This is a genomic window from Chromobacterium sp. Beijing (genome assembly GCF_021496765.1).
Taxonomy (GTDB): Bacteria; Pseudomonadota; Gammaproteobacteria; order Burkholderiales; family Chromobacteriaceae; genus Chromobacterium.
This window is the reverse complement of the sequence record NZ_CP053750.1, coordinates 3,869,597-3,891,839: the sequence shown is the minus strand read 5'-3', so window position 1 is coordinate 3,891,839 and position 22,243 is coordinate 3,869,597. Positions and strand designations below refer to the sequence as shown.

Here is a 22,243-nt window from a genome sequence, read left to right as displayed (position 1 = left end):
CCGCTGTGTTCGCTTTAATCGCCAGGCCTCCCGAGTTCAATGCGAGTCCCGAGGCCGTGCCATCTAGTTGGACAGTTAGTCCGGCTGAGCTTACCGCTAATCCCTTGGAGGCGGCTGTGTTAATGCCGACCCCGCTCGTGCTCACTGCTAGGCCTGCCGCTGTGTTCGCTTTAATCGCCAGACCTCCCGAGTTTAATGCGAGCCCCGAGGCCGTGCCATCTAGTTGGACAGTTAGTCCGGCTGAGCTTACCGCTAATCCCTTGGAGACGGCTGTGTTAATGCCGACCCCGTTCGTGCTCATTGCTAGGCCTGCCGCTGTGTTCGCTTTAATCGCCAGGCCTCCCGAGTTCAATGCGAGTCCCGAGGCCGTGCCATCTAGTTGGACAGTTAGTCCGGCTGAGCTTACCGCTAATCCCTTGGAGGCGGCTGTGTTAATGCCGACCCCGCTCGTGCTCACTGCTAGGCCTGCCGCTGTGTTCGCTTTAATCGCCAGACCTCCCGAGTTTAATGCGAGCCCCGAGGCCGTGCCATCTAGTTGGACAGTTAGTCCGGCTGAGCTTACCGCTAATCCCTTGGAGACGGCTGTGTTAATGCCGACCCCGCTCGTGCTCACTGATAGGCCTGCCGCTGTATCCGTCTTCGCCGACAACAGCCCACTGATGGTATCCAGCTGTAAGCCCGCACCGGGCCCGGTCTGGCCCTTCCCCTGTCCCAACGCTCGGCAGCCCGCGTCCGCCATATCGATCAGATTTGCAAAATCGCCCTCCAGCGGAATCGACCGTGCCGCGAATTTGGCCTTGAGCTCATTTGAGCTCACATTGATCCTGGGTGTTATCGAGTCTGCGGTGCCTTCCAAGGGGCCTTGGTTTTGATTTTTCTTTTTCATATTCTTTCTCCGGTCTGTGAGTTGGCGGTGATAAATATGTAGCTGGACTAGTGTTGAATCGGCCCTGGCGCGGCGGCCTCTCCAACTGAGTCTAGTATGATTGAGGTGCTAGATGGCTCGGCGGGAACATAAAATAATGCATTGTCATGAATGACTTCTGCGTTCCACTCTCCTGGCGCGGCTCCCGCGAATACCTCTTTGAATTGGGCGTCGGTGGCGATGCGCATGTTGCCAATACCCTCAAGGCCGGAAGGCAGGGTACCCAGGGCGAGGTAGTCCAATAGATGGAACGATGACACTCCTAAGAGTCCGTCGTTTGTTATCCACTTGGCGTAGGTATGCGCAAAGTTGTTGAAATAGCGGCTTTCCAACCAATGCATTTCGGCGCCGACATGACATGGCAGCTCTTCGTGTACAATCTGCTCAACCCAGGCTGCGGTGACTTGAGGCTCTGTGACATGGCTCTGCGGGCCCAGTAGCAAGTCTTCGTTGAATATTGCGCTTACGATGAAAGAAAAACGGTCTGGCAGGGCGGACTCGCGATCTCGATCGAAATACCAACGGTAACGATTCTGATGCTGGTCTTCCGGCAAGGTGTTTGCGTCTGCCTCAATGAGTAACTGCCGGCGTAGCGTATCGATGCCACGCACGATCGCAACGCAATCACCATCGGCTAAGGGGGCATGTTGTAAGTTGCCCTCCGGTGAAAAATGGCGATAGAGCACGAGTTTGTCGTCTACCGCCAAGCTGGACGGAAAGTTGTCCGCCGTGATGATTTTCTGCCCTGGCTGAGGGGACAGCTGGGGTGATTGCACGTTAGCGGGTGGATAGATCAGGGGAAAGGTGGTGTCTTGCATCCAGAGGCGGCTGGTGCGCCATTGCACTGCGCTTGGGGCGGCTAGGAGTTCCTTTAGGAAGGAGCGTAGCGCTGGGTTGATCTCTAGGGCGATGGTCTTGGTGCCGCTATCCACTTTCAATACCACGCAGGCGTTTAGGATGATTGGCGTTGGGTTGGAGTCGGAAGTGTATTGCAGTTCCAGCAATTGTCCTTGGAAGACGCTGTTCACAGGAGTGACCGAGGTGAGGACCAAGGACTCGTCTTCTGTCTGGAGATGGGTGATTTTTTGCCACGAGAGATTTGCCGTTCCTGGCGGCGGGGTCAAGAGTGCAGCGTGCTCCATCAAGTAGAAAGGCAAGTGAGTCCAATCCGGCGGCTCATTAAATACGCCTTCGTCAAAACCCAAGCGCGCGGCAATGCGGCGCTGTATGCCGGACATGGCGTTGGCGGAGAACTGACCGGCCTGGTAATTCAACTGGCTGTTCAGACGAATCAGCGAGCATTGTGATGATAAGTAGTCCGGCGCGTTGAGCAAGGTGCGGTCGGCGCGCTGCTGGCCAAAATAGCCCAGCAGGTAGTTGAGCAGCGCTAATTTCTGCTCTTCGTTTTGGCTTTGCATGGTGGTTTTAGCCAACAGTGCCGGCTGATATGCCTGATGCACGGCATAGGCCACGGTGTCATTGACGAAGGGCCATTGATTGCCCCAGACCGTGGTGTCGAGCTGTTGGTTAAACGATAGCAACCTCGGTAGCAGACGCAGTTGGTCGCAACCGTTAGCCAGCCATTGTTCGAATGGCAAGAGATACTGGTGAAGATGCCGTGTGGTGTGCAACGCCAAGTCGTCTTGCAGTTGATAACATGGCGGGATTTTTGCGCTGGCTGGGTAGTAACGCTCTGGGGTGCGGTGGCGGCCGTACTCAAGGGATACCCAGGCTTCGTTGAGCACGGGGGTGGAGGGGAGGGCTTGCTTGATTTCCTCTTCACTTATGGTCACCTTCTGACCGCGCTTCATCAGTTTCACTCGCTGCCCTGCCGCCAAGACCTGAAGCGGCGTGCGGCCCCAAAGCTGCGGGTACTTTTGGGCGGGGATACTGACTTCCCAAGTCCCGTTGTCAAATCGCAAGGCCTGCAGGCTTTTGACGCCGGTCAGCATCTGGAGCGGCGAAGCCAGGGGGTTAAGGTTCAGGGTGTGCGCCGTATTATGATCCTCTACGGGCGGCAGCGTGCTAATCCAGCCATGCGCCAGATTGGGGCCTTGGTAAATTTCATCATTGGTCCAGCCCGCGGCGCGTAGCTCCGCGGCCGTCGCGCGCTGTGCCTGCGGGCTGATGTAGCTCTCCACGCATAGATACAGCTGGGCCATCAGGATGGCGTAGTTCTGGAAATCGTCTTCCAACTCCAGCGTGATTTCCACATTGACGGGTTGTGCCGCTAGCCAGACGATTCCGCGCACGCCTTCGCACACATTATGGTGGTTCTGTAAAAATTCCTGCAGGATAGGCTCGGCTATTGCTTGGGGCACGTCACGGTTCAACTCTACCTGCAAGCGGTAAAAGCCTTGTACGGTGAACTTCTGTTTGCCCTCGTCTTCGTCGCTGGTGAAATGATACTCGCGCAGTTTTGGATCGTAGTAATACGTGTATCTTTGATCGATGGTTTCCGGAAGCAGCAGGGCATTGCGGAATAAAAAGCGCGTGACGCCGTTGACCTTGCCCACGAGATCTAATAGCGCTCGGCGGTAGTCCTCCTCGGTGATGGGCGATACGGTTAGCACCTCATTTGGGCTGAACGAATGGGGAAACAAGCCATCCCCGTTTTGGAGGTCAGGCGCGGGTGTCAGTATGTCGCGCAACGGCAGGATGTGGCGGTAGGCCAGGTCGGACATGCCATAGCTCAGTGCCTGCAGCAGGGTGACGCCGGGATCGTGTTCGTCAGTGTCGGTCCACACCTGGCCGGACTGTTGCTTCAGGGTGTCTTGTGCCTGCTGCCACAGGGTGTCGAAGTGGATGGCCTGGAGGACGACGGGGTCGACCACAGTGCGTTGGGTCATGGGCGGCTTTCTTCAAAAGGTTGCCGGGTGTGGGGCGTGCGTTAGAAATCGTTGATCTTGCGGATCTGGTTGTTATACCTGTCGGCAATGATCGGATTGTCGTGGGTGTTGCTGACTTTTGCCTTGGCCACCAGACTGTTGCCGTAACTTTGGCAGGAGCAGGTTATTGTGGTCAAAGGTCCTAAAGTGGTGTCGATATTACATGTGTGATGGTTCATGTTTTCCCCAATCAAATACGTCCCATCTAATTAAAATCTGGCTGGGTTTGCCAACTGAATTTTAAGTGTTTCATGTCCTGGCTCTAGAATCAACACGACACCCCGTGCAGCCGTGATAGACTCGGTTTCTCCATTCAAAAACAGTGTGTGCACAGTTTCTACCAATGGCTGCCTCTGTATAAAAGATAATATTTCGTAGTAGTCCAGCATATTGTCTGAGATGACTGTATAGTTTTTATTCCCAGCCCAAGGGATATATTGGTGCACTAACGCCTCATCCACTTGGCGATTGCCGAAAGCCGGGCTAATACCTTCGACAAAGGTAACTGCATATGTCACTAGGACGCCGATGTAGACAGGATTGAGAATATCGATTTCCGCCCAAGGCGAGGTCAGGCGCTGCATAGCCTGGCGCATGCGATCCAGCCGGGCCGGGTTGAATGCCGGACGCTTGGGGTCGTCGTTGTCGCGCCAGTCCGGCGCCGGGATAACGGTGAGCAATTGCTTGCCAGGTGTGCCGGGACCCTCCGGCAAAATGACGGAGCCCACTTCTGGAAACAGATCCCGCAGCAGCATTTGCAGATCGTGTTGGCGCAGCGCGCGGCCGCGGTGGGACAGCCGCTGGGCGATGCGGCGGTTGAAGTCGTCTAGGGCTTCCAGCGGGCGGCCGTGTTGCGAAGGCCAGGGCTGGGTGACGCCGGCCAGGCCGAGCACCGCATTCATGGTTTTCGACACGCGGCCGGCCAGCAGAGGCTGGGCGAAATGATCAGCCGCCATGGTATCCGGGTCGGCCAGGGTGGCGGTCATGGCATTGGCCAGCAGGCCTTGCAGCTGCGGGTAGTCAGAGGTGGTTGCGCCTAGATCCGACTTCTGGGGCTGAGTGGGGGTCATTACGCCGCGCAGCCAGTAACGGCCGGCCGGCATATGGGCGGACTGGTCGCCGGCGTCGTTGGGCAAGGTGGCGGACCATAGGCCGGAGGCGAACAGGCCGTCGGTGCCGTCCAGCACGTCGGCGTTGAGCGCAATCCATTGGTTGTTTTGGTTCAGGTATTGCCAGTCCACATCCAGCGCTTGCGGGCTGCACAGTTTCCAGTACAAGGACAGCTGCTGGCCGGGCAGTATGTCGCTGAGGCCCAGATAGAGTTGCGGCTGTGCGGGTTCGTCTTCCTCTGCGCCGGCTGCTTGGTGGCCGAATGGGGTGAGCCGGTATTGTGCGTTAACTTCGATAAGCTGGGTGCTAGTGTAGGCAATGTCCAGTCCGGCCCATTGCGGGGTGTAGGGGGGGGTCAAGCCGGTTGCCCCTGCATTGACGAGTTGCCAGTATTGCTGATGTAAGAAGGTGGTCGGCTCCAGGGTCAGCCGCAGGCGACTGGCCCAGTCATCGGGGTCGGCGCTGTCGACGACGTCGCAGAGCAGTTGGGTGAAGGTGAATGTGAGCGGCCGGCCAGCGGGCGCGGTGGCGGCATTGGCATTGCTCGCGAATAAGGGCTGCCCGGCGTCGAGCGTCTTCCAACCGTTTGCGCTCAGCGCGGCCGCCGTCACTTTGAATGTGTCGTCGTTGACAGGCGCATTGGTATAGCCGGCATACCACTGCGCAAAGCTCTGCCCTTCCGGCAAGCCTTGCCATTCCGGCGTCAGCGTGACTTGGATGGCTTGGGATTTTCGGCACCAGTCCGGCGCCATCAGCCGTACCGCCGAGCCTTGTGGCACCTCGGCGCCGAAAGGCAGGCAGGGTTGATCCGGCTGCGCGACGCCGTCTTGCGTGCGAAAGGCGACATCGGCGGGGAGGGTGACAGTGACCTCAATCTGATTGACGACCGGTACTGTCAGGCCGTCATTGCGGCTGAGTTTGAGTAGCGGCGTGGTGTCGATGAATCCATCCAAACCCTGCGGCGGGCTGAGGGCGGGTTGATCGGCGGCCACGGTGAATGCCACGGTTGTGGCGCTACTGCTCACGGTGACGGGCGGCAGCGCCAGCCAGCCTTGCTTCGTGCTGACTGCGGCTTGCAATGTACAGTTGGGGGCGCTGGCAAAGGTGATGCTGAGTGTGCGCTGGCCGCTAGATAAGGCAAGGATATCAGCGGCGATCACGCGGCCATTCGCTGCTGGGTAGTCTTGCGGCTGTGGCGAGAACAGGCGTACGCCGTCGGTGGGAAATGGCGGTTCTTCGCCGGATTGCACGACATGGCACCAGGTGCCGTTTTTCGACGGGCGCGTCCAGTACACGTCGCTCAGTCGTCCGGAGTTGATTTGCAACGGTGCGTCCAACAGGTAGCGCAAGGCTTGTCCTAGGCTGTCCTGCCCCCCGTTGAGCGCGACGCCGGCGAGCAGCAGTTGCTCGTTTGCGCCCGGCATGAGGTTGAAGGAGGCGACGACTTGATCCGCCTGGGCGCCTCTTGGCGCCAAGCCCAGCAGGTCGCGGTAATACAATTGGCGATGTCGTGCCGGCAGGCTGTTAAGCAGGGTTTTAGCGGTTTCCAGTTGCCGCAGAAAGGCGAGCAGAAACGCCTGATGCGGCGGCAGTTCGCCGTCGCTCAGATCTGGTGCGCGGTAGCGCTCGGCAAGGTGGGTGATGTCCGTGTCGCCGCCGGGGAAGAAGATGCGGCCCCAGTTATTGTCGCCATCCCCTTGGGCAGTTTCATCAAAGGGAATCAGGGCCGTGTAGTCTTTGATGTCGCGCAGTGTTTCCTCAATGCCGCGCGGGTCCAGCGCGAAGGCCTCTACATGGGGAATAGGGTTCTGGCTAGACATGGTGTTGTGCTTCCGTTTTAGGGTTTTAGCTGCCCCGCACCACCGACTGGGTGGGCATGAATTGGCCTTTGCCCAGACTGGGCGTGGTCACGTCTGGTACCGGCGGCGTGCCGGGCTGTTGCGCCGGGGTGGTGGGCCGGAATTGGGCGATGAATTGTTGGCCCTTGAGCACCCAGGATGCGCCGCTTTTTACGTGTGTCGCCTGTTGGTTGGCGGTGAGGCTGATGGTGATGACGCCGTTGCCGGGAATGGTGTGAGTGGCCGTGGTGTAGATGGCGTTGACCTGCACCTGTTTCTCATCCCCGGCCACGCAGACTTTGCGTCCCTGTATCGTGGGATGGCCGCTGCCGCGGAGTTGCGCTGGGCCGCAAGGGGTGACGATGCGGTTGCCGAACATGGGTTCAAACACTAGGGCGGTGCCATCGACAATGACGATGTCCATCATAGGAGGAGCCCTCCTTCTGAGGCGACGATTTTTAATTCGCCGCGGACCCGCCCACTATCGTCTGTACCGCGAATGCGGTAATGGAGCGTAATGTCCAGTTGGGTAGGTTGGAGTTTGTTTTGCTTGATGATGATGTCGAGCGGCTCCACCCGCTGTTCGTGACGTTGTATGTTGTCTCGGATGGTACGGCGAATGTCAGCCAGCAGGTCCTCGCTGATATTTTCAAATATATAGGCATTCAGGTCGCAGCCATAGTCAGGGCGCATAATGCGTTCACCTGGCAGAGTGCTGAACAGAATTTGCAGGCTTTGACGAATGTCAAGCTGGTCTTCGACCATGTTGGGGCCATTTGCCAGAGTAAAGCTTGGAGGAAAGGCCCAGCCTCGACCAAGACGTCCCGTGGTATTGGTAGTCATAATGGTACTCTCGTTTGTGAGTGCATGAACGTTCTCGGTTTTCCCTGTTCTCTGAAATGGGCAGCTTGCTGTGCCGCTTGTGCTCTCGCCGCGCTCTGCAGCTGGATCGCGTTCTCCAACGGCTTCATGCTCCCACGTCCACCTTGTTGCCTTTTACTTTGACTTGCTGACCGCGGGCTTCCAGAGCGGTGTCGGCTTGCAGTGTCAAGTTCTTGCCTTTGATTTGTACGTCTTGCTGGCTCTGTGCCGCGAAGCCGGTTTTTGCTCCAAGCATCAGGTGTTCTTTATCCGCAGCTTGCAACTGAACCGTTTGCGCTTCTCCATCGAACAACAACTGTTGTTGTTTATCGCCTTGCTTTAGAATCAGTCCACGCTGTTGAAGGTGCTTCACGGGGTCGATGGGCGAGGGTTGCTTTGGGTTGTGCATGGCGCCCAGTATCACTGGGAATCGGGGGTCGGCCTCAAAAAAACCCAGCACGACTTCATCGCCGGGTTCGGGGTAAAAGCATGCGCCGCTATCCTTGCTGGCAAAGGGCTTGGCAAAACGTGCCCATAGCTTTGCATTGCCAAATATTGGCACTTCGACTTGCAAACGGTCCAGATTGTCGGGGTCTGATTGGTAGTGGGAGACTACGCCGATTTGCAGGCCCGGCGTGGCAGGAACCAATGACACGTTGATTGTGTCTTGTCCCAGCGTCACATCGGTGCGCCAGCGTCCAGGCGTCATGTGATGTTCAATGCCACTGATGACTCCCTGACCATCAAGTGTCTTGCCAAAGCCTTTAAGCTCCAATGTTTCACCTAATTGGTAGGCGGAGCTGCCGATTACGGTAAAAGTGCCGCGTACACTGGCGGCCTGCATGGACAGTAAGCGGCTATTGGCCCAAGCGTCCAGCTCCTCATCTTGCAGGTTTCTCGCAGCATGGAATGTTTGGCTCTTAGGCCCCAGCTGGACTAGCATTTTGGGATCAAGCGCATTACTGCCTAGCTGCTTGGGTTGAGATTGACGTGTTTCCGCTTTTTGGTTTTTAGTGTTCCAGGTAATGGTGTGGACTTCGCTTGTCAATTCACGACTGCTGAAAATCCAATCCGCTATTTCTATTAGGGGTGTGTGGCTAGATTCACCTGTCAATACTTTGGCATCTTGCGCCAACATGTGTTTGGCCGAGGAGAGTGCAGGTGGTGCGATGGAAACGCCACCACTGACATCGGGCCACAGCCAGACGCCATTGGCATGCAGTCGCGCTTTGATGAATTGCCAGTCAGAGCATTCATATTGGACCAATTGTGGATGTCGTATGGACATCATTCCACGGGAAGGACCAAGGTCGACTTTATAAAGGCGCAACAACTGTCGCAGTGCTTCCTCATCTGTCATGTTGGAGAAAACCTGACTACCATGGCTAGACAGGGCTCCCTGCAAAAGGTGGCAAAGGCGCAGAGTCAGTTCGTTGCCGTCCAGCGTCCAGTGGTTATGTTGTTCGGCTACGATGCCGGTAAACAAAACTGTACTCTTATTGTTGTCCTTAAGTTCTATTCTCACCGTTGTGCCAGGCAGGCAGCGTTGGGCATCCGCCGAAAATTTTTCGACTTCCTTTCTATCTCCACCCGGCTGTTTCAACACCAAAGTGGCATTCGGGATTTGGTTGGCTGCAAGCCGGGTATTCAGCCGAATGGGCAGCAGCGTGGTGAGCGATTGTGGGGGCATGCCAAACTGGATGCTGATCTCTGGTGGGAGCGATTGCTCAATGCGCGGTGTCATCATGCGGTTCCCTCTTCGTTTGCCATTTCAGTTGGGGGTACCAAGGTATCTCCTGGTCTGGCAGCGTCCAGACTGTCAAGATCGTTAGCGATGGCCACGTCCAGATAACTGTAAGCTTCCGCCATGCCGGCAATGGTGGCCAGCGTGGCTGCCGCCATCGGCAACCAGTATTGGTCAGGCAACGAAAGGCTGGCTTGCTTTTTGATTCGGTCGAAAATCTCTTTTGTTTGTGAAAAAGGACTGCTGACCGCGTTCAGGGTTAGCGTGGCTGTGGCGCGCTGTGGCTCGGCTTTGCGATCAAAACGGGTATAGCGAATCTCCAATGAGGCGGCGCGACCTAGGAAAAAATCCTGTCCGTGCCAGTGCATCTTGCCCCATTCTATTTTGAGATAGGGTGTCTCCCGAGAGCCGGATCGCGTTTCGCAACATAAGGCCTGAATCGCAGTTAATTGCATTTCCACTGATTGTTGGCTACCTGGCAAACTGGAGTCGAACAGCAACTCCAGCGTTAAAGCGCCTGGCCGTGCTTGTTTGAAGTGGTTGATGCTGATGGAGCCGTTGAGATAGTTGTCGGCGTCGTATTCAATGCCATAGCTCAAATTCAGCGATTCGGGGTTGTACATCACCTGCATCTCGCCTAATGGCGAACCATTAGGTTTGCCATCCTTGAGCTCTTGATAAGCTTGGATTTTTAGTTTGGATAGACCCAATTCCAGCAAGCCTTTCATGCCCAGTCCTCCTGTTTTTCGCGAAGACGTGCTAGTACTTGTTCAGTTATCAGTTCGATCAGGGCGCTTTGCTCGGCCTGATGATCCATCCATTGAGGCTTGGACGCCACTCCCACGGGTATGGTGTCATCCACCCGAACTTGAATAATCAGCTCATGAATTTCGATCATGCTTTGGCTCCTAGCCACTGGATGTCGCGGTAAACCAGTTCAATATGGTTGATTAGCGGGGTGTTGCTGTTAGCATCCAGATCGCCGGTTTGCCATTTCACTGGCAGGGCATCGGTGACAGTCCAGGTGCAGACGGGGAGCGATTGATGGTTTAGCAGCATGATCACCGCATCGACATAGGCGGTGTCAAAGCCACTCAAAACGTAGTCAAATGCCAAGGACAGCGGAGTGGGTACGACCACGCCCCGTTCCAACGTAAGCGGCGGGTGGCTGACGCGTTCTGGCAGGTAGTGATCCGTTGCATTGATGCCGCCCTGATACTGTGCGCTCACACCTAGTTCTCCTTTGCCTAGGCCAGAGACACGTTGAAAGCGAATATCCAAAGGGCTGGGCACGTTCTTGAAGAAAAAAGTGGCCAGGAAACGGTGGGAAACTTCCGGTTCGAACAGTTTTTCCAGCGTGCTCATATTAGTTCCTTGCTCATTTGTGTTTCCATCATCATGAACCGTAGGCTCAAATTGATGTACTCAGCAGGGTATAACGCTGACAACTCCACGCGGACGATTAATTGGCCTGCTAGCAGATCGTCCGTTGTCATACTTTCTGCCAGGCCCACGTATAGTCGAAAGGCCTCGTCCTCGCTGGTGCCGAACAAGGCACCCTTCAGCCATAAGGAGCGCAGCCAGGAGCGGAACAGGCTTTTTATTTTGAGCCAAGTGATTTCGTTATTTGGCTCGAATATGCAAAAGTGAGCCATGGTGTAAAGCCGAGATTCGACATAACCGAGTAGCCGCCGCACCTGCACGTAGCGGAATGCTGAGTTAGGGTTTGTGGTCAGGGTTTGGCAACCCCAAACCCGCACGCCACGGCCAGGGAAGGAGCGAATCCAGTTGAATGGCATGGCCGGATTGCGCATTGAGGCACTCAGGGTGGGGGGGACTGTGGTTTTACCACCTGTAACAAGGCATTGTTCGCAGGTGCCTTCCAGACGCCACGTGTGCGATCAGTATGCTGTATCTGGGCTGCGATGATGCCGGATGGCGGCACCAGAGCTCGCGTTTGGTCTGATAGCAGGTAAGTGCATTCAAGATGTGGCCAGTAGGTCGCGCCGTACGCCGCATTATCCAGTTCCGTGCTGTTCAACACCAGTGCCGCCTTGGTCGAACTATCTGGCAAGTCCAATATGGCGAAACAGCCTAGGCGAGCGCGACAGATGTTCAACATTGCTTGCCATACCTGCAGCCACGGACCGGCTGGAAATATATCTCCGACTAATTCTACGATATCCGGCACGCACAGCAGAGTGGGCGCTTCATGGTCTGCTAAGGCGGAGCTCTCGAGCGCGGCGATCAGTTGCTGCGCGACGCTGTCGGCATCTGTTTCAAGTTGAGTGATCTGGGCTGCGGGTAGCACGTAGCATTCTCCGCCGTTATTGTCAAAATACAAACGTAAAGACTGGTAAAGCGCCGACGACTCTTGTTCTGCCCGCTGTGCAATATTGGCCGACGGGAAAAAGGTGGATTGAAACTCCTCCCAAGATGACACCGAGACCATTTGCAAGGGTTCACCCGTTTGGGTGTAGCCGATGAATACAGGCACGGCGCTGGCATCCTGCTGTGCCGCCAGTGTCACCACTTCGTTTGAAATGTTCACGCCTGGCATGGTTTGAGACATCGTACATTCCTTATGTGTCGAACTATAGGATTCCGGGACTGTTGGGCTGGCTAGGTTTGTGTATGGTAGGGTGGCACCAAGCAATTGTGGCCTCGTGCCTTTCAGGTGGATGTCCCCCTTGAATAAATTGCAGAATGATGAATTCCGTCGGGTGCACCGCGGCCATGCCGACTTTTATGATCAACTTGCCGTTGTCGATGTCATCTGGCGTCATGGTCTCTTCGCCTACCTTAACGTAATAAGCCTCTTCTGCGGTCTGGCCTCGCAAAGCACCCTGGCGCCACAACGCGCGTAGATAGTTGTCAATGGCACCATGGGCTTTGACCCAGCTAGCTTGGTTGTTGGGCTCGGATGCCATGGAGCGCATGATATTTTTGATGTCTTTTTCGGCGCTGTTGAACAACCGGCGTACGGGAATGTAGCGCCACTCAGTGTCGGTATTGCTTGTGAGGGTGCGGGCACCCCAGATCAACGTACCGTTGTTCTGAAACTCTCGGATCATGTTCAGCGCTTTTCCCGCGTTGTATTCGCCCTGGGTGGCATCGCTGACTTTGAATTGAGGCCTGAGTCCACCATTGAGCGCGACATTGGCCGGTGCTTTCCATGCGCCGCGTTCACGGTCCACCCTGCAGTAGGCTCCGGCGACTGCGCCGCTGGGGGGGATGGAAGCCTCAGTCCAGTCGGCATCCAGCCATGGGGAGTAGGCTGCTGCATGTTCGCTAACAGGATAGGAGCTCATGTCGGTTGCTGGGCTCTGCAAAACTTTGGGGCCGTCGAGAATTGCGAACAAGCTTTTACCATCCACGCACAGCGTGGTGGCTGCCGTCTTGATATCCTCTCCGGCGGCGACCAGCAGTGTGACATCGTCCAGCTTGGGTACCTCTTGCTCTAGCTGACCGGTGGGGATGACATAACAGTAGCCGCCGCCATTTTCGAAATAGGTTTTTACGGATAAATGGAGGTTTTTGGTAGGGTCGAATGCTGACACTATGTTCATGAACTCCAGCCACGAGGCTATTCTGGTAGGCACGGAGATCATTGCGTCGCTAGAGGCAATCGCAGGTACGGCGGTGGAACTGTTGGCGATGGACAGGGATTGGCTGGGTAGCTCTTCGATATATACGCCGGGATAGCTGGTGACAGTGGTCATGGCGGGCCCCTCTCAGTATCTGTAGAGAGTTGGGGTTAGTGGAACTGAATGGTGACGGCGTCGGCCATGAGTGCCAGCTCTTCAATGGCTACTTCGTTGCTGCTGGCGTCTAGGCTGGGGGCGGTCAGCTTGGTGGGAAAGGCATTGGCGACGTTCCAGGTAATCAACAGTTCGTTGCCAGCTTCGTTGGTGAGGCTGATGAGGATATCTTTTTTCTCCACTTGGTTGAGAGAGATGGAGTGAATCCAGTCGTAAAGTTGACTTTTCCCCTTGATCACGCCGCGTCGGAGGGAGATGTTGACGGGTGCGATCTGGCCGGGCATGTAGAATAAGCCACCCAGGCCATCCTTGTAGGTGATGGTTTCGTGGGAGATTTCCATGCCGGATGCGGCGGTGAATGCCATTTCTTCGTTGCCCACAGTGACCCGGTAACGGTATGTGGGAATGGGGTAGGTATTTGCGATTTGCTCGGTGCTGGTTGCCATTGCTCTTGCCTTTCCTATTGAGGACGTCGCCGTCGTCGCGTCGGCTTAGCCTTGGTTCACATCCTGGGTGAATTGCAGAATGATGAATTCCGCCGGGCGCACTGCGGCCATGCCGATTTTGACGATTAGTTTGCCCTGAGCTATGTCGTCATCGGTCATGGTGATGTCCTTGCCCACCAGTACGAAGTAGGCTTCCTTCTCACTCTTGCCGGGCAAGGCGCCCTGGCGCCACAGCGAGCGCAGGTAGTTATCGATGGCGCAGCGGACTCGCTCCCAGGTGGCATGGTTGTTGGGTTCGAACACCATGGACCGCATAGTGGTTTTGATGTCTTTTTCGGCGCTGTTGAACAATCGGCGTACGGGAATGTAGCGCCACTCAGTGTCGGTATTGCTTGTGAGGGTGCGGGCACCCCAGATCAACGTACCGTTGTTCTGAAACTCTCGGATCATGTTCAGCGCTTTTCCCGCGTTGTATTCGCCCTGGGTGGCATCGCTGACTTTGAATTGAGGCCTGAGTCCACCATTGAGCGCGACATTGGCCGGTGCTTTCCATGCGCCGCGTTCACGGTCCACCCTGCAGTAGGCTCCGGCGACTGCGCCGCTGGGGGGGATGGAAGCCTCAGTCCAGTCGGCATCCAGCCATGGGGAGTAGGCTGCTGCATGTTCGCTAACAGGATAGGAGCTCATGTCGGTTGCTGGGCTCTGCAAAACTTTGGGGCCGTCGAGAATTGCGAACAAGCTTTTACCATCCACGCACAGCGTGGTGGCTGCCGTCTTGATATCCTCTCCGGCGGCGACCAGCAGTGTGACATCGTCCAGCTTGGGTACCTCTTGCTCTAGCTGACCGGTGGGGATGACATAACAGTAGCCGCCGCCATTTTCGAAATAGGTTTTTACGGATAAATGGAGGTTTTTGGTAGGGTCGAATGCTGACACTATGTTCATGAACTCCAGCCACGAGGCTATTCTGGTAGGCACGGAGATCATTGCGTCGCTAGAGGCAATCGCAGGTACGGCGGTGGAACTGTTGGCGATGGACAGGGATTGGCTGGGCAGCTCTTCGATATATACACCGGGATAGCTGGTGACAGTGGTCATGGCGGTTCACTTTCAGTATCTGTAGAGAGTCGGGGTTAGTGGAACTGAATGGTGACGGCGTCGGCCATGAGTGCCAGCTCTTCAATGGCTACTTCGTTGCTGCTGGCGTCTAGGCTGGGGGCGGTCAGCCTGGTGGGAAAGGCATTGGCGACGTTCCAGGTAATCAACAGTTCGTTGCCAGCTTCGTTGGTGAGGCTGATGAGGATATCTTTTTTCTCCACTTGGTTGAGAGAGATGGAGTGAATCCAGTCGTAAAGTTGACTTTTCCCTTTGATCACGCCGCGTCGGAGGGAGATGTTGACGGGTGCGATCTGGCCTGGCATGTAGAATAAGCCACCCAGGCCATCCTTGTAGGTGATGGTTTCGTGGGAGATTTCCATGCCGGATGCGGCGGTGAATGCCATTTCTTCGTTGCCCACAGTGACCCGGTAACGGTATGTGGGAATGGGGTAGGTATTTGCGATTTGCTCGGTGCTGGTTGCCATTGCTCTTGCCTTTCCTATTGAGGACGTCGCCGTCGTCGCGTCGGCTTAGCCTTGGTTCACATCCTGGGTGAATTGCAGAATGATGAATTCCGCCGGGCGCACTGCGGCCATGCCGATTTTGACGATTAGTTTGCCCTGAGCTATGTCGTCATCGGTCATGGTGATGTCCTTGCCCACCAGTACGAAGTAGGCTTCCTTCTCACTCTTGCCGGGCAAGGCGCCCTGGCGCCACAGCGAGCGCAGGTAGTTATCGATGGCGCAGCGGACTCGCTCCCAGGTGGCATGGTTGTTGGGTTCGAACACCATGGACCGCATAGTGGTTTTGATGTCTTTTTCGGCGCTGTTGAACAATCGGCGTACGGGAATGTAGCGCCACTCAGTGTCGGTATTGTTTGTGAGGGTGCGGGCACCCCAGATCAACGTGCCACGGCCTGTGAATTCGCGGATGAAATTCAGCCCTTCTGGGTTGAATTGGCCGTTTAAATCATCACTGGTTTTGAACAGAGGAACTAGGCCGCCGTTTAGCGCCACATTGGCTGGTGCCTTCCATACACCGCGCTCTCGGTCGTTTCGGCAATATGCCCCCGCCACGGCACCGCTGGGCGGGATATCGCACAAGGTGGTTTGAAACGTGGCCCAATCGGCCCGCAGATAGGGGTAGTAGCATGCGGTAAAGGCAGTCCTGCTATCCAGGGTGGTATTAGGCGTCAGTTCTTTTTGTGGACCGTCCAAAATGGCGAACAGGCTGTTGCCGGGGATGCACAGCAAATTTACAGCCGTTTCAAAAATGGTTTTGTCTTGAGCCAGGTAGTTCCCGCCAGGACCGATAGGGGAATTGGCATTTGCTGCTGGCCATGGCATCCCCACGCCAGCTTCTACCAGTAAGGTCACGTCTTCCAGTCTTTGAACACGCGAGGTAAAGTCCCCGTCTTCCAACTCAACCATAACGGCCCCTTCCACGCTATCGCTGAGTGTGCTCCTTATTGGAACCAGATAACAATAACCACCCCCATTGAGAAAATAGCTTTTCACAGATTGGTGAAGTGGATTACTGGGGTCGTACAGGGTAGCCTCTGTCGGCTTGTCGATGGTTTTAACCGCCTTATTTTGTTTTGTCTTTTGGAGGGAGGCCGCCACCTTGGGCTGATAAGCTAACGCTTTGGTAAAGTCCAACCAGGAGTTGATACGGGTGGTCTTGGGGAAGAGCAGGCGAGGTACCCCATTCGCGATATTGGCCGCGGCGTTGGGGTTTTCTTCCGCATTATGGTTATCTTTGTCATGCGCACGTGCCACGGGAAAAACCGGCACGGCGGTGGGGCTGTTGGCGATGGACAGGGATTGGCTGGGCAGCTCTTCGATATATACACCGGGATAGCTGGTGACAGTGGTCATGGCGGTTCACTTTCAGTATCTGTAGAGAGTGGGGTTAGTGGAACTGAATGGTGACGGCGTCGGCCATGAGTGCCAGCTCTTCAATGGCTACTTCGTTGCTGCTGGCGTCTAGGCTGGGGGCGGTCAGCTTGGTGGGAAAGGCATTGGCGACGTTCCAGGTAATCAACAGTTCGTTGCCAGCTTCGTTGGTGAGGCTGATGAGGATATCTTTATTTCTCCACTTGGTTGAGAGAGGTGGAGTGAATTCAGTCGTCGAGTTAACTTTTCCCCTTGATCACGCCTCGTCAGGAGGGAAATGTTAACGGGTGCGATCTGATCTGGCATGTAGAATAATCCGCTCAAGCCATCCTTGTAAGTGATGGTTTCGTGGGAGATTTCCATACCGGATACGGCGGTGAAGGCCATCTCGTCGTTACCTATGCTGATATGGTAACGGTGTGTGGGAGTGGGGTAGGCGGTTGCGATCTGCTCGGTGCTGGTTGCCATTGCTTTTAACCTTTACCTAGTTGAGAGGGATCGATACTTTATGGAAGTAAAAATAACGCATGTCAAACAGTGGTTGGATGCGGGTTTCATAATAATTATGCATACCTAATTCGCTGCACTATAGATTATAGTTTTACAAAGGCAAGTTCAGATTTTCATGTTGGATGCTCCTGACCCGCTCCCTTCCCCGTAAGTTCCTATTTTATTTTTGTAATTCCTGAACTAATAATAAACGTGGTCAATGCCATTGAGTTGGGGCGTATGCCATAGGTTCATGACCTTTCTCGTTCTCTATGAGTATTCTCCTAATGAGCAACCTCCTACCCGAATTCTATGCCTTGGATCGTCACGTCGAGCATAACTATGTTTGCCTGATGGCACAGCTGCAGCGCATCGACACGCAGCTGCAAACCCGCATACGGCAGTTACAGCAAGAATCCGATTCAGCACAGGATGAGTGGGCTTGCAATCTAAAAGACACGCCTCCTGAAGAACTGCAATCCAGACTGGCACCCCCGCCGCCAGCGTTGTTGGATGAAGAGGTAGCCCATGGCCGTTTAGGGCAGTTGGTGCAACGTTTTGGCCTGACTTCACTGGAGCGGGATGTATTGCTATTGGCATTGTTGCCACATGTGAATATGAGTTACCTAGATTGGTTTGCTCAAGCGCAGGGTAATAGCAATATGAACCATCCTACTGTACAACTCGTCTTGGATGTCCTCTGCCCGTCACGTTTGGAGCAAGTCCAACATATGGCATCGCTATTGCCGGATGGTGCGTTGGTACGGCAAGGGTTGCTACAGCTATCACATGGCAGTAACAATTCATCGCAAGTTAATTCCAATACCATGATTAGGGCCGATAAGCGAATTTATCATTATCTGATTGGCCATGACTATTTACCGATCCTTTTAAGGCAAAGTTGCCGCTGGGTCACGGCATCACATCATCTTGCGACTACGATGGCTTCTAGTTTGGCACAGCTGAAAAAGAACCTTGTTCCTGGCGCATGTTTGGTGTTGAAGGGCTTGCCTGATAGTGGGCGTGCTGTGTTGGTGGCTGCTGCGGCGCAAGTGTTGGGTATGCCAGTGTTGGAGTGGGACCTGGCTAAGTTGATGGGGAACGATAGAGTCCCTCCATCCTTGGTGACCGCGATTTTTTGTGAGGTGCAGTTGTACGCGGGTTGCCTGATTTTAAAACACTTACCAGAGCAGGCGGAGAAACGGCCAGAATTAAGCGTTTTGCTAAGCCTACAGGCAGATAATTATGCGCAACCTGTGATCATATTACAGGGTCTGTCATCACCGATGTATTGGCTGGGTGATATACCGCATAGGGTGCTCCAGTTGCCGGCTCGTGATCTATATCAGGACAGAGCATTACTGGCCCAATGCTTGGCGGATATTCCTTTGGACGATGATGTGGATTTGACCTCATTGGCTCAGCGCTTTCCTGCGGTAGTCTCCAAGATAGAACCTATTTTGCAAGAGGCCGAGCTGTATCGTAGGCAGCGCTATCCGGTCGGTGCCCTTAGTCAGGCTGATTTGCACCAAGCCTTTCGTTGGCGTAGTCAGCAAAACTTCGGTGATTTGGCGCTGCGGATCGAACCCAAGAGGAGTTTTGATGATTTGATTGTGTCGGCGGCATTGCAGCAGCATTTGGCTGAGTTACGCGCGGCTATTTTGCATCGTGAACACGTGTTGGCTTTGGGGTTTGGCGACAAGCGGCACTATGGTGTGGGCATCAGTGCACTGTTTTATGGTGCATCTGGCACGGGTAAAACCATGGCAGCTGAAGTTCTGGCTGATGCGCTGAGGGTGGATTTGATCAAAGTAGACCTCTCGACAGCAGTCAACAAATACATCGGCGAAACAGAAAAAAATCTGGCTCGTATTTTTGATATGGCAGCTCTCGACAGCGGTGTGCTGTTTTTTGATGAGGCTGACGCATTATTTGGTAAACGTAGTGAAGTCAAGGAGGCCAAGGATAGGCATGCCAATATCGAAGTGGCTTACTTATTGCAGCGCATGGAAGCACACACTGGCTTGGTAATCTTGTCCACCAATAATCGTTCGCATCTGGATCAAGCCTTTAGCCGCCGCTTCACTTTTATCCTTAAGTTTGACTATCCGGACCATGCTACTCGTGTTCGCTTATGGCAGGCCATTTGGCCTGCACAGGCTTCGTTGGACGACAATATTAATGTTGAGCAACTTGCCTCAATGGCGGAGCTTACCGGTGCGAATATCAGTAACATCGCGCTGGCCGCAGCTTGGCTGGCTGTGAGTGAAGGTGCGCCACGAATTGGCATGTCACATATTCAGCATGCGCTCAAGCGTGAGCTTGCGAAAACTGGCCAACTTGCCCGTTAATCAGGAAAAAAAATGAATACCACTCTATCTTGGCCCATGTATTCCAGTGATGAAACCTTGTTGGAGTTAAATAAGTGCGTGGAAGCTGCGATACAAGCCTACTTGCCAGATGGGGTCGAGGTCTGTTTTGATATTCCTGACCCGGAGACGCCGCCGGCAACTCCGACAGTGAGTGTGTTTATGTATGCCATTCAGGAAGATCTGGAGCTGCGTACAGGCATCGCTCGCCAGTTCATGGGCATGGCGATGTCGCCAGGCTATATTAATATTAAGTGCGAATATTTGGTGACTTATTGGGAGCAGTCCATTGGCGATAAATGCGAAGGCCCACAGGCTAGGGCTGCCAGCACAGCGATGACAGCCTTGAATTGGGTGCTAAATGCTTTGATCAATAATCGCGAGTTAAATGGCATGCCTGGTGCCTACATTCGTGTGATTACGCCGAATAAACTAAACGAATTAAGCAATTTTTGGCAAGCATTGGGCAATAAGCCAAGGCTATGTTTAAATTTCTCGGCAACGGTCGCGGTGACTTTGAGGGATGCTCAAGAGACCTATGCTCCTATCCAAAGCAATGAGTTGATGGTGGCCCCGAAGGAGCAATGAATCGTCCCAGCCTCTTTAGATGCTCTTGAGCCATTGTTGGGCTGAGCCCGCTCCTATAGAAATTCCTTCTTTATGGGCAGTTCAGTAGATGCTATCTGATATTTCTTGTATTTGTTTTATTCACAGCTTCTTCGCCTATTGCTGGAGATAATTCTTATGCCTGGTCATGACCACCTTCAAGAAACTACCCAACAAGAAACTACCCAAGAAGATGAGATAGAGAATGGCGATGAGGATTGGTATCAGGGTGAGGTGAGTGGTACGCCCTCGTGGCGGCAGGTAGAGACGTTCTTCTCGTTTATCGCCCAAGAGCATTTGAAAGAGGCCCAAGAATTTAGAGAAAAGGGCCATAATAGCCAGATACCGGAAGTTGACCCTGATTTATTACCAGAGTTAGAAGACGTCGTAGCAACTATCAAATCCCGTATATATATTTATGCCAAAAGGGAAGATCAGCTGTGGCTGCTGACGCAAATTGAACAACTCGAAAGGTTTATCTCAGTGCTTTCGGGAGGGACGCTTCAGGATTGGGTGACCAACAGCATGTGTATCCACTCGCGAGAAGGCAGGGCTGACAAACTGGAGGGCAGGGCTACGGCCCAGTCACAGGTGAGACGGCTAGAGTTAACACTGCAAGCGTTGCTTCGCACTGCCAAGGCGTTGGGTGCGGTTGTCGACTATAGCACAGCAGAAAACTTAAAGAGGGCGGTGGAAGAAGAACTGTCTACAGAGGCTACCAACGCGATAGCTTCAAACGATGAACAGGCAGTGGCGCAGGCTTTAGAGAGGATGAAGGCGGATATCGATGGCAACTCCCCCTGGTCAGAGCTAGTGAGCGGCAGAGTGGCATCTAAGGAGGCAGACAAAGCGGTATTCTTCGAGACACTGATAACGGCTACCCGTCGTGCGGCAGCAAAAGCAAACAAGAATGCTCGTGAGCTGTCGGGTAGCGCGCAGACCTTTTTTAGTAAGGTAGCTGCGTATCTTCAGTCTTTCTCTGACGTGCTATCGAAGTTGAATGGGAAGGTGTCAAAATCAAGTAAGGAGGGAGTGTTAGATTCATCCGCTGTTCCGAAAACGAAACAGGTAGGGGAGGGAAAGAGTGAAAAAGGCACCCTTAGGAAATGGGTTGGGAAGAAATTTGAAGAGGGAACGTCGCGCGCAGCCATCATAAAGACTATGGCTTTAAGGCAGCTTGACCGGGGAGAACGGCGAAGCAAGACACCCGAAGCTGTCATGGTTGATAGCATCATAAGAAGTATTTTGTGGCAATGTCAGCAGCCGGCAATAAAAATTCAGTCAGCCAGCGAGGCGATTTTATTGAAAGCTAAAGAGCTAAAAAAAATAGCGGGAATATTGGATGTGCATGGCACTAATCATGAGGCGATAGCGAGTGATCATCAGAATGACGCAGACCTTGATGCTCAGGTAATAGGGTGGGTGCAAGCATACAACGAGCAAGAGAGGCCTGAAAATAAAACATCAGCGAAACTAGTCGTACTTGGCCAGTTGTTTGATAGTGATATTGCTAGTGCGCGTAAGATAGTGAGGCGGTTTAGTCGCAATCAAAATAGTGTGGGCGATGCTGCACAAAATATTAAAGATGAAATTAACCACCAATTTTCTAATGCTATAAAGAAAATGATTAATGAGCAGTTTGATGCCTCAGGCCATTCTGAGTATATAGGGTTGGAGATGAGTAAATTTCTGCCTGAAATTACCGATGGGCTTGCACAGTCTGTGGTGGAGTTAAATAATGTCATTATATCAGCTGAACGGCAGCCGCCAGATTTTTCCGATATCAAATGTTGGGCTAAGCGGGCGTCGTTGTCTTCGACGAAAGTAAAAGAAAAGATATCAACCCAGTCCGCCTCACTGACTGGTAAGCCATTAGATGACAACTCACGGGGTGCCCGGCTTGCCAAGTACTGGGCAAGTCTTGCCCAAGAAAGGGGGAGCAAAAGTTGGCCAATGCCCGACGCGGGAATAATGTTGGCAGGACTGAGAGAGCATGGCTTGCTTAAGGGTACCGTCTCATCGGGAGATCCTAAGGGGTATTTATTGGCTACTCGACTCGCGGGAGAGGTTGAGAACGCGCATAATGATGAATTGAAGCTGCCGATGAGTGCTGATGAGTATGCCGCATTGGAAAAGAGTCTGGTTGAGTTTATTGTGCGCTGGGGCAAAGAAGGACAACGCGAGGCACGACACGCCTAGTTGTGGAGTTAGGT

20 protein-coding genes are annotated in these 22,243 nt (G+C 54.1%); 3 read left to right on the top strand and 17 right to left on the bottom strand.

Translation table 11 applies throughout. The features are described from left to right. Window positions 1-933 precede the first annotated feature (933 nt). The 17 genes from HQN78_RS18010 to HQN78_RS17930 form a co-directional block, all read right to left on the bottom strand. Window positions 934-3,774, bottom strand: a complete 2,841-nt coding sequence (locus HQN78_RS18010; RefSeq protein ID WP_235085372.1) for a hypothetical protein — start codon at window positions 3,772-3,774, stop codon at window positions 934-936. 248 nt (window positions 3,775-4,022) lie between these two features. Beyond that, complete coding sequence (locus HQN78_RS18005) at window positions 4,023-6,743, bottom strand: hypothetical protein (protein WP_235085370.1); 2,721 nt, start codon at window positions 6,741-6,743, stop codon at window positions 4,023-4,025. A gap of 25 nt (window positions 6,744-6,768) precedes the next feature. Continuing rightward, window positions 6,769-7,188 carry a hypothetical protein gene (locus HQN78_RS18000; protein ID WP_235085368.1) on the bottom strand — a complete coding sequence of 140 codons (420 nt, stop codon included), beginning with the start codon at window positions 7,186-7,188 and terminating at the stop codon, window positions 6,769-6,771. Next, window positions 7,185-7,604, bottom strand: a complete 420-nt coding sequence (locus tag HQN78_RS17995) for a GPW/gp25 family protein (RefSeq protein ID WP_227106111.1) — start codon at window positions 7,602-7,604, stop codon at window positions 7,185-7,187. Before HQN78_RS17995 ends, HQN78_RS18000 begins: the two co-directional genes overlap by 4 nt. A 124-nt stretch (window positions 7,605-7,728) precedes the next feature. Continuing rightward, a complete protein-coding gene (locus HQN78_RS17990) occupies window positions 7,729-9,369 on the bottom strand; it encodes a phage baseplate assembly protein V (RefSeq protein ID WP_235085366.1) in 1,641 nt (546 codons plus the stop codon). Beyond that, on the bottom strand, window positions 9,366-10,094 hold the full coding sequence (locus HQN78_RS17985) for a hypothetical protein (protein WP_227106115.1): 729 nt from the start codon (window positions 10,092-10,094) through the stop codon (window positions 9,366-9,368). The genes HQN78_RS17990 and HQN78_RS17985 overlap by 4 nt, the downstream gene beginning before the upstream one ends. Further along, on the bottom strand, window positions 10,091-10,264 hold the full coding sequence (locus HQN78_RS17980) for a DUF5908 family protein (protein WP_227106117.1): 174 nt from the start codon (window positions 10,262-10,264) through the stop codon (window positions 10,091-10,093). Before HQN78_RS17980 ends, HQN78_RS17985 begins: the two co-directional genes overlap by 4 nt. After that, window positions 10,261-10,731: a phage tail protein gene (locus tag HQN78_RS17975; protein WP_227106118.1), complete on the bottom strand. Its 471-nt coding sequence runs from the start codon at window positions 10,729-10,731 to the stop codon at window positions 10,261-10,263. The genes HQN78_RS17980 and HQN78_RS17975 overlap by 4 nt, the downstream gene beginning before the upstream one ends. Beyond that, window positions 10,728-11,180, bottom strand: coding sequence for a phage tail sheath C-terminal domain-containing protein (locus tag HQN78_RS17970; RefSeq protein ID WP_235085364.1), 453 nt, complete (start codon window positions 11,178-11,180; stop codon window positions 10,728-10,730). The genes HQN78_RS17975 and HQN78_RS17970 overlap by 4 nt, the downstream gene beginning before the upstream one ends. Window positions 11,181-11,188: 8 nt before the next feature. After that, window positions 11,189-11,938, bottom strand: coding sequence for a hypothetical protein (locus HQN78_RS17965; protein WP_235085361.1), 750 nt, complete (start codon window positions 11,936-11,938; stop codon window positions 11,189-11,191). 22 nt (window positions 11,939-11,960) lie between these two features. After that, the gene (locus HQN78_RS17960; protein ID WP_235085359.1) at window positions 11,961-13,088 is read right to left on the bottom strand and encodes a phage tail sheath C-terminal domain-containing protein; all 1,128 of its coding nucleotides are present in this window, start codon (window positions 13,086-13,088) and stop codon (window positions 11,961-11,963) included. Between the two features lie 35 nt (window positions 13,089-13,123). Further along, complete coding sequence (locus HQN78_RS17955) at window positions 13,124-13,573, bottom strand: phage tail protein (protein ID WP_227106124.1); 450 nt, start codon at window positions 13,571-13,573, stop codon at window positions 13,124-13,126. A gap of 45 nt (window positions 13,574-13,618) precedes the next feature. Next, window positions 13,619-14,671 carry a phage tail sheath C-terminal domain-containing protein gene (locus HQN78_RS17950; protein WP_227106126.1) on the bottom strand — a complete coding sequence of 351 codons (1,053 nt, stop codon included), beginning with the start codon at window positions 14,669-14,671 and terminating at the stop codon, window positions 13,619-13,621. 35 nt (window positions 14,672-14,706) lie between these two features. After that, window positions 14,707-15,156 (bottom strand): phage tail protein, encoded by a 450-nt coding sequence (locus tag HQN78_RS17945; RefSeq protein ID WP_227106127.1) that lies wholly within the window; start codon window positions 15,154-15,156, stop codon window positions 14,707-14,709. A 45-nt stretch (window positions 15,157-15,201) separates the two neighbouring features. Continuing rightward, entirely contained in the window at window positions 15,202-16,548 is a 1,347-nt protein-coding gene (locus HQN78_RS17940; protein WP_235085357.1) for a phage tail sheath C-terminal domain-containing protein, read from the bottom strand. Window positions 16,549-16,582: 34 nt separating this feature from the next. Further along, window positions 16,583-16,714, bottom strand: a complete 132-nt coding sequence (locus HQN78_RS17935; protein ID WP_227106129.1) for a phage tail protein — start codon at window positions 16,712-16,714, stop codon at window positions 16,583-16,585. Then, window positions 16,711-17,034, bottom strand: coding sequence for a phage tail protein (locus tag HQN78_RS17930; protein ID WP_227106130.1), 324 nt, complete (start codon window positions 17,032-17,034; stop codon window positions 16,711-16,713). The genes HQN78_RS17935 and HQN78_RS17930 overlap by 4 nt, the downstream gene beginning before the upstream one ends. 308 nt (window positions 17,035-17,342) lie before the next feature. On the opposite strand from HQN78_RS17930, the gene HQN78_RS17925 reads away from it, so the two are divergent. From HQN78_RS17925 to HQN78_RS17915, 3 genes are all read left to right on the top strand, one after another. Further along, window positions 17,343-19,406, top strand: coding sequence for an ATP-binding protein (locus HQN78_RS17925; RefSeq protein ID WP_235085354.1), 2,064 nt, complete (start codon window positions 17,343-17,345; stop codon window positions 19,404-19,406). 12 nt (window positions 19,407-19,418) lie between these two features. After that, window positions 19,419-20,012, top strand: coding sequence for a Pvc16 family protein (locus tag HQN78_RS17920; RefSeq protein ID WP_227106132.1), 594 nt, complete (start codon window positions 19,419-19,421; stop codon window positions 20,010-20,012). 156 nt (window positions 20,013-20,168) lie between these two features. After that, window positions 20,169-22,229, top strand: a complete 2,061-nt coding sequence (locus tag HQN78_RS17915; RefSeq protein WP_235085352.1) for a hypothetical protein — start codon at window positions 20,169-20,171, stop codon at window positions 22,227-22,229. Window positions 22,230-22,243: the final 14 nt, after the last annotated feature.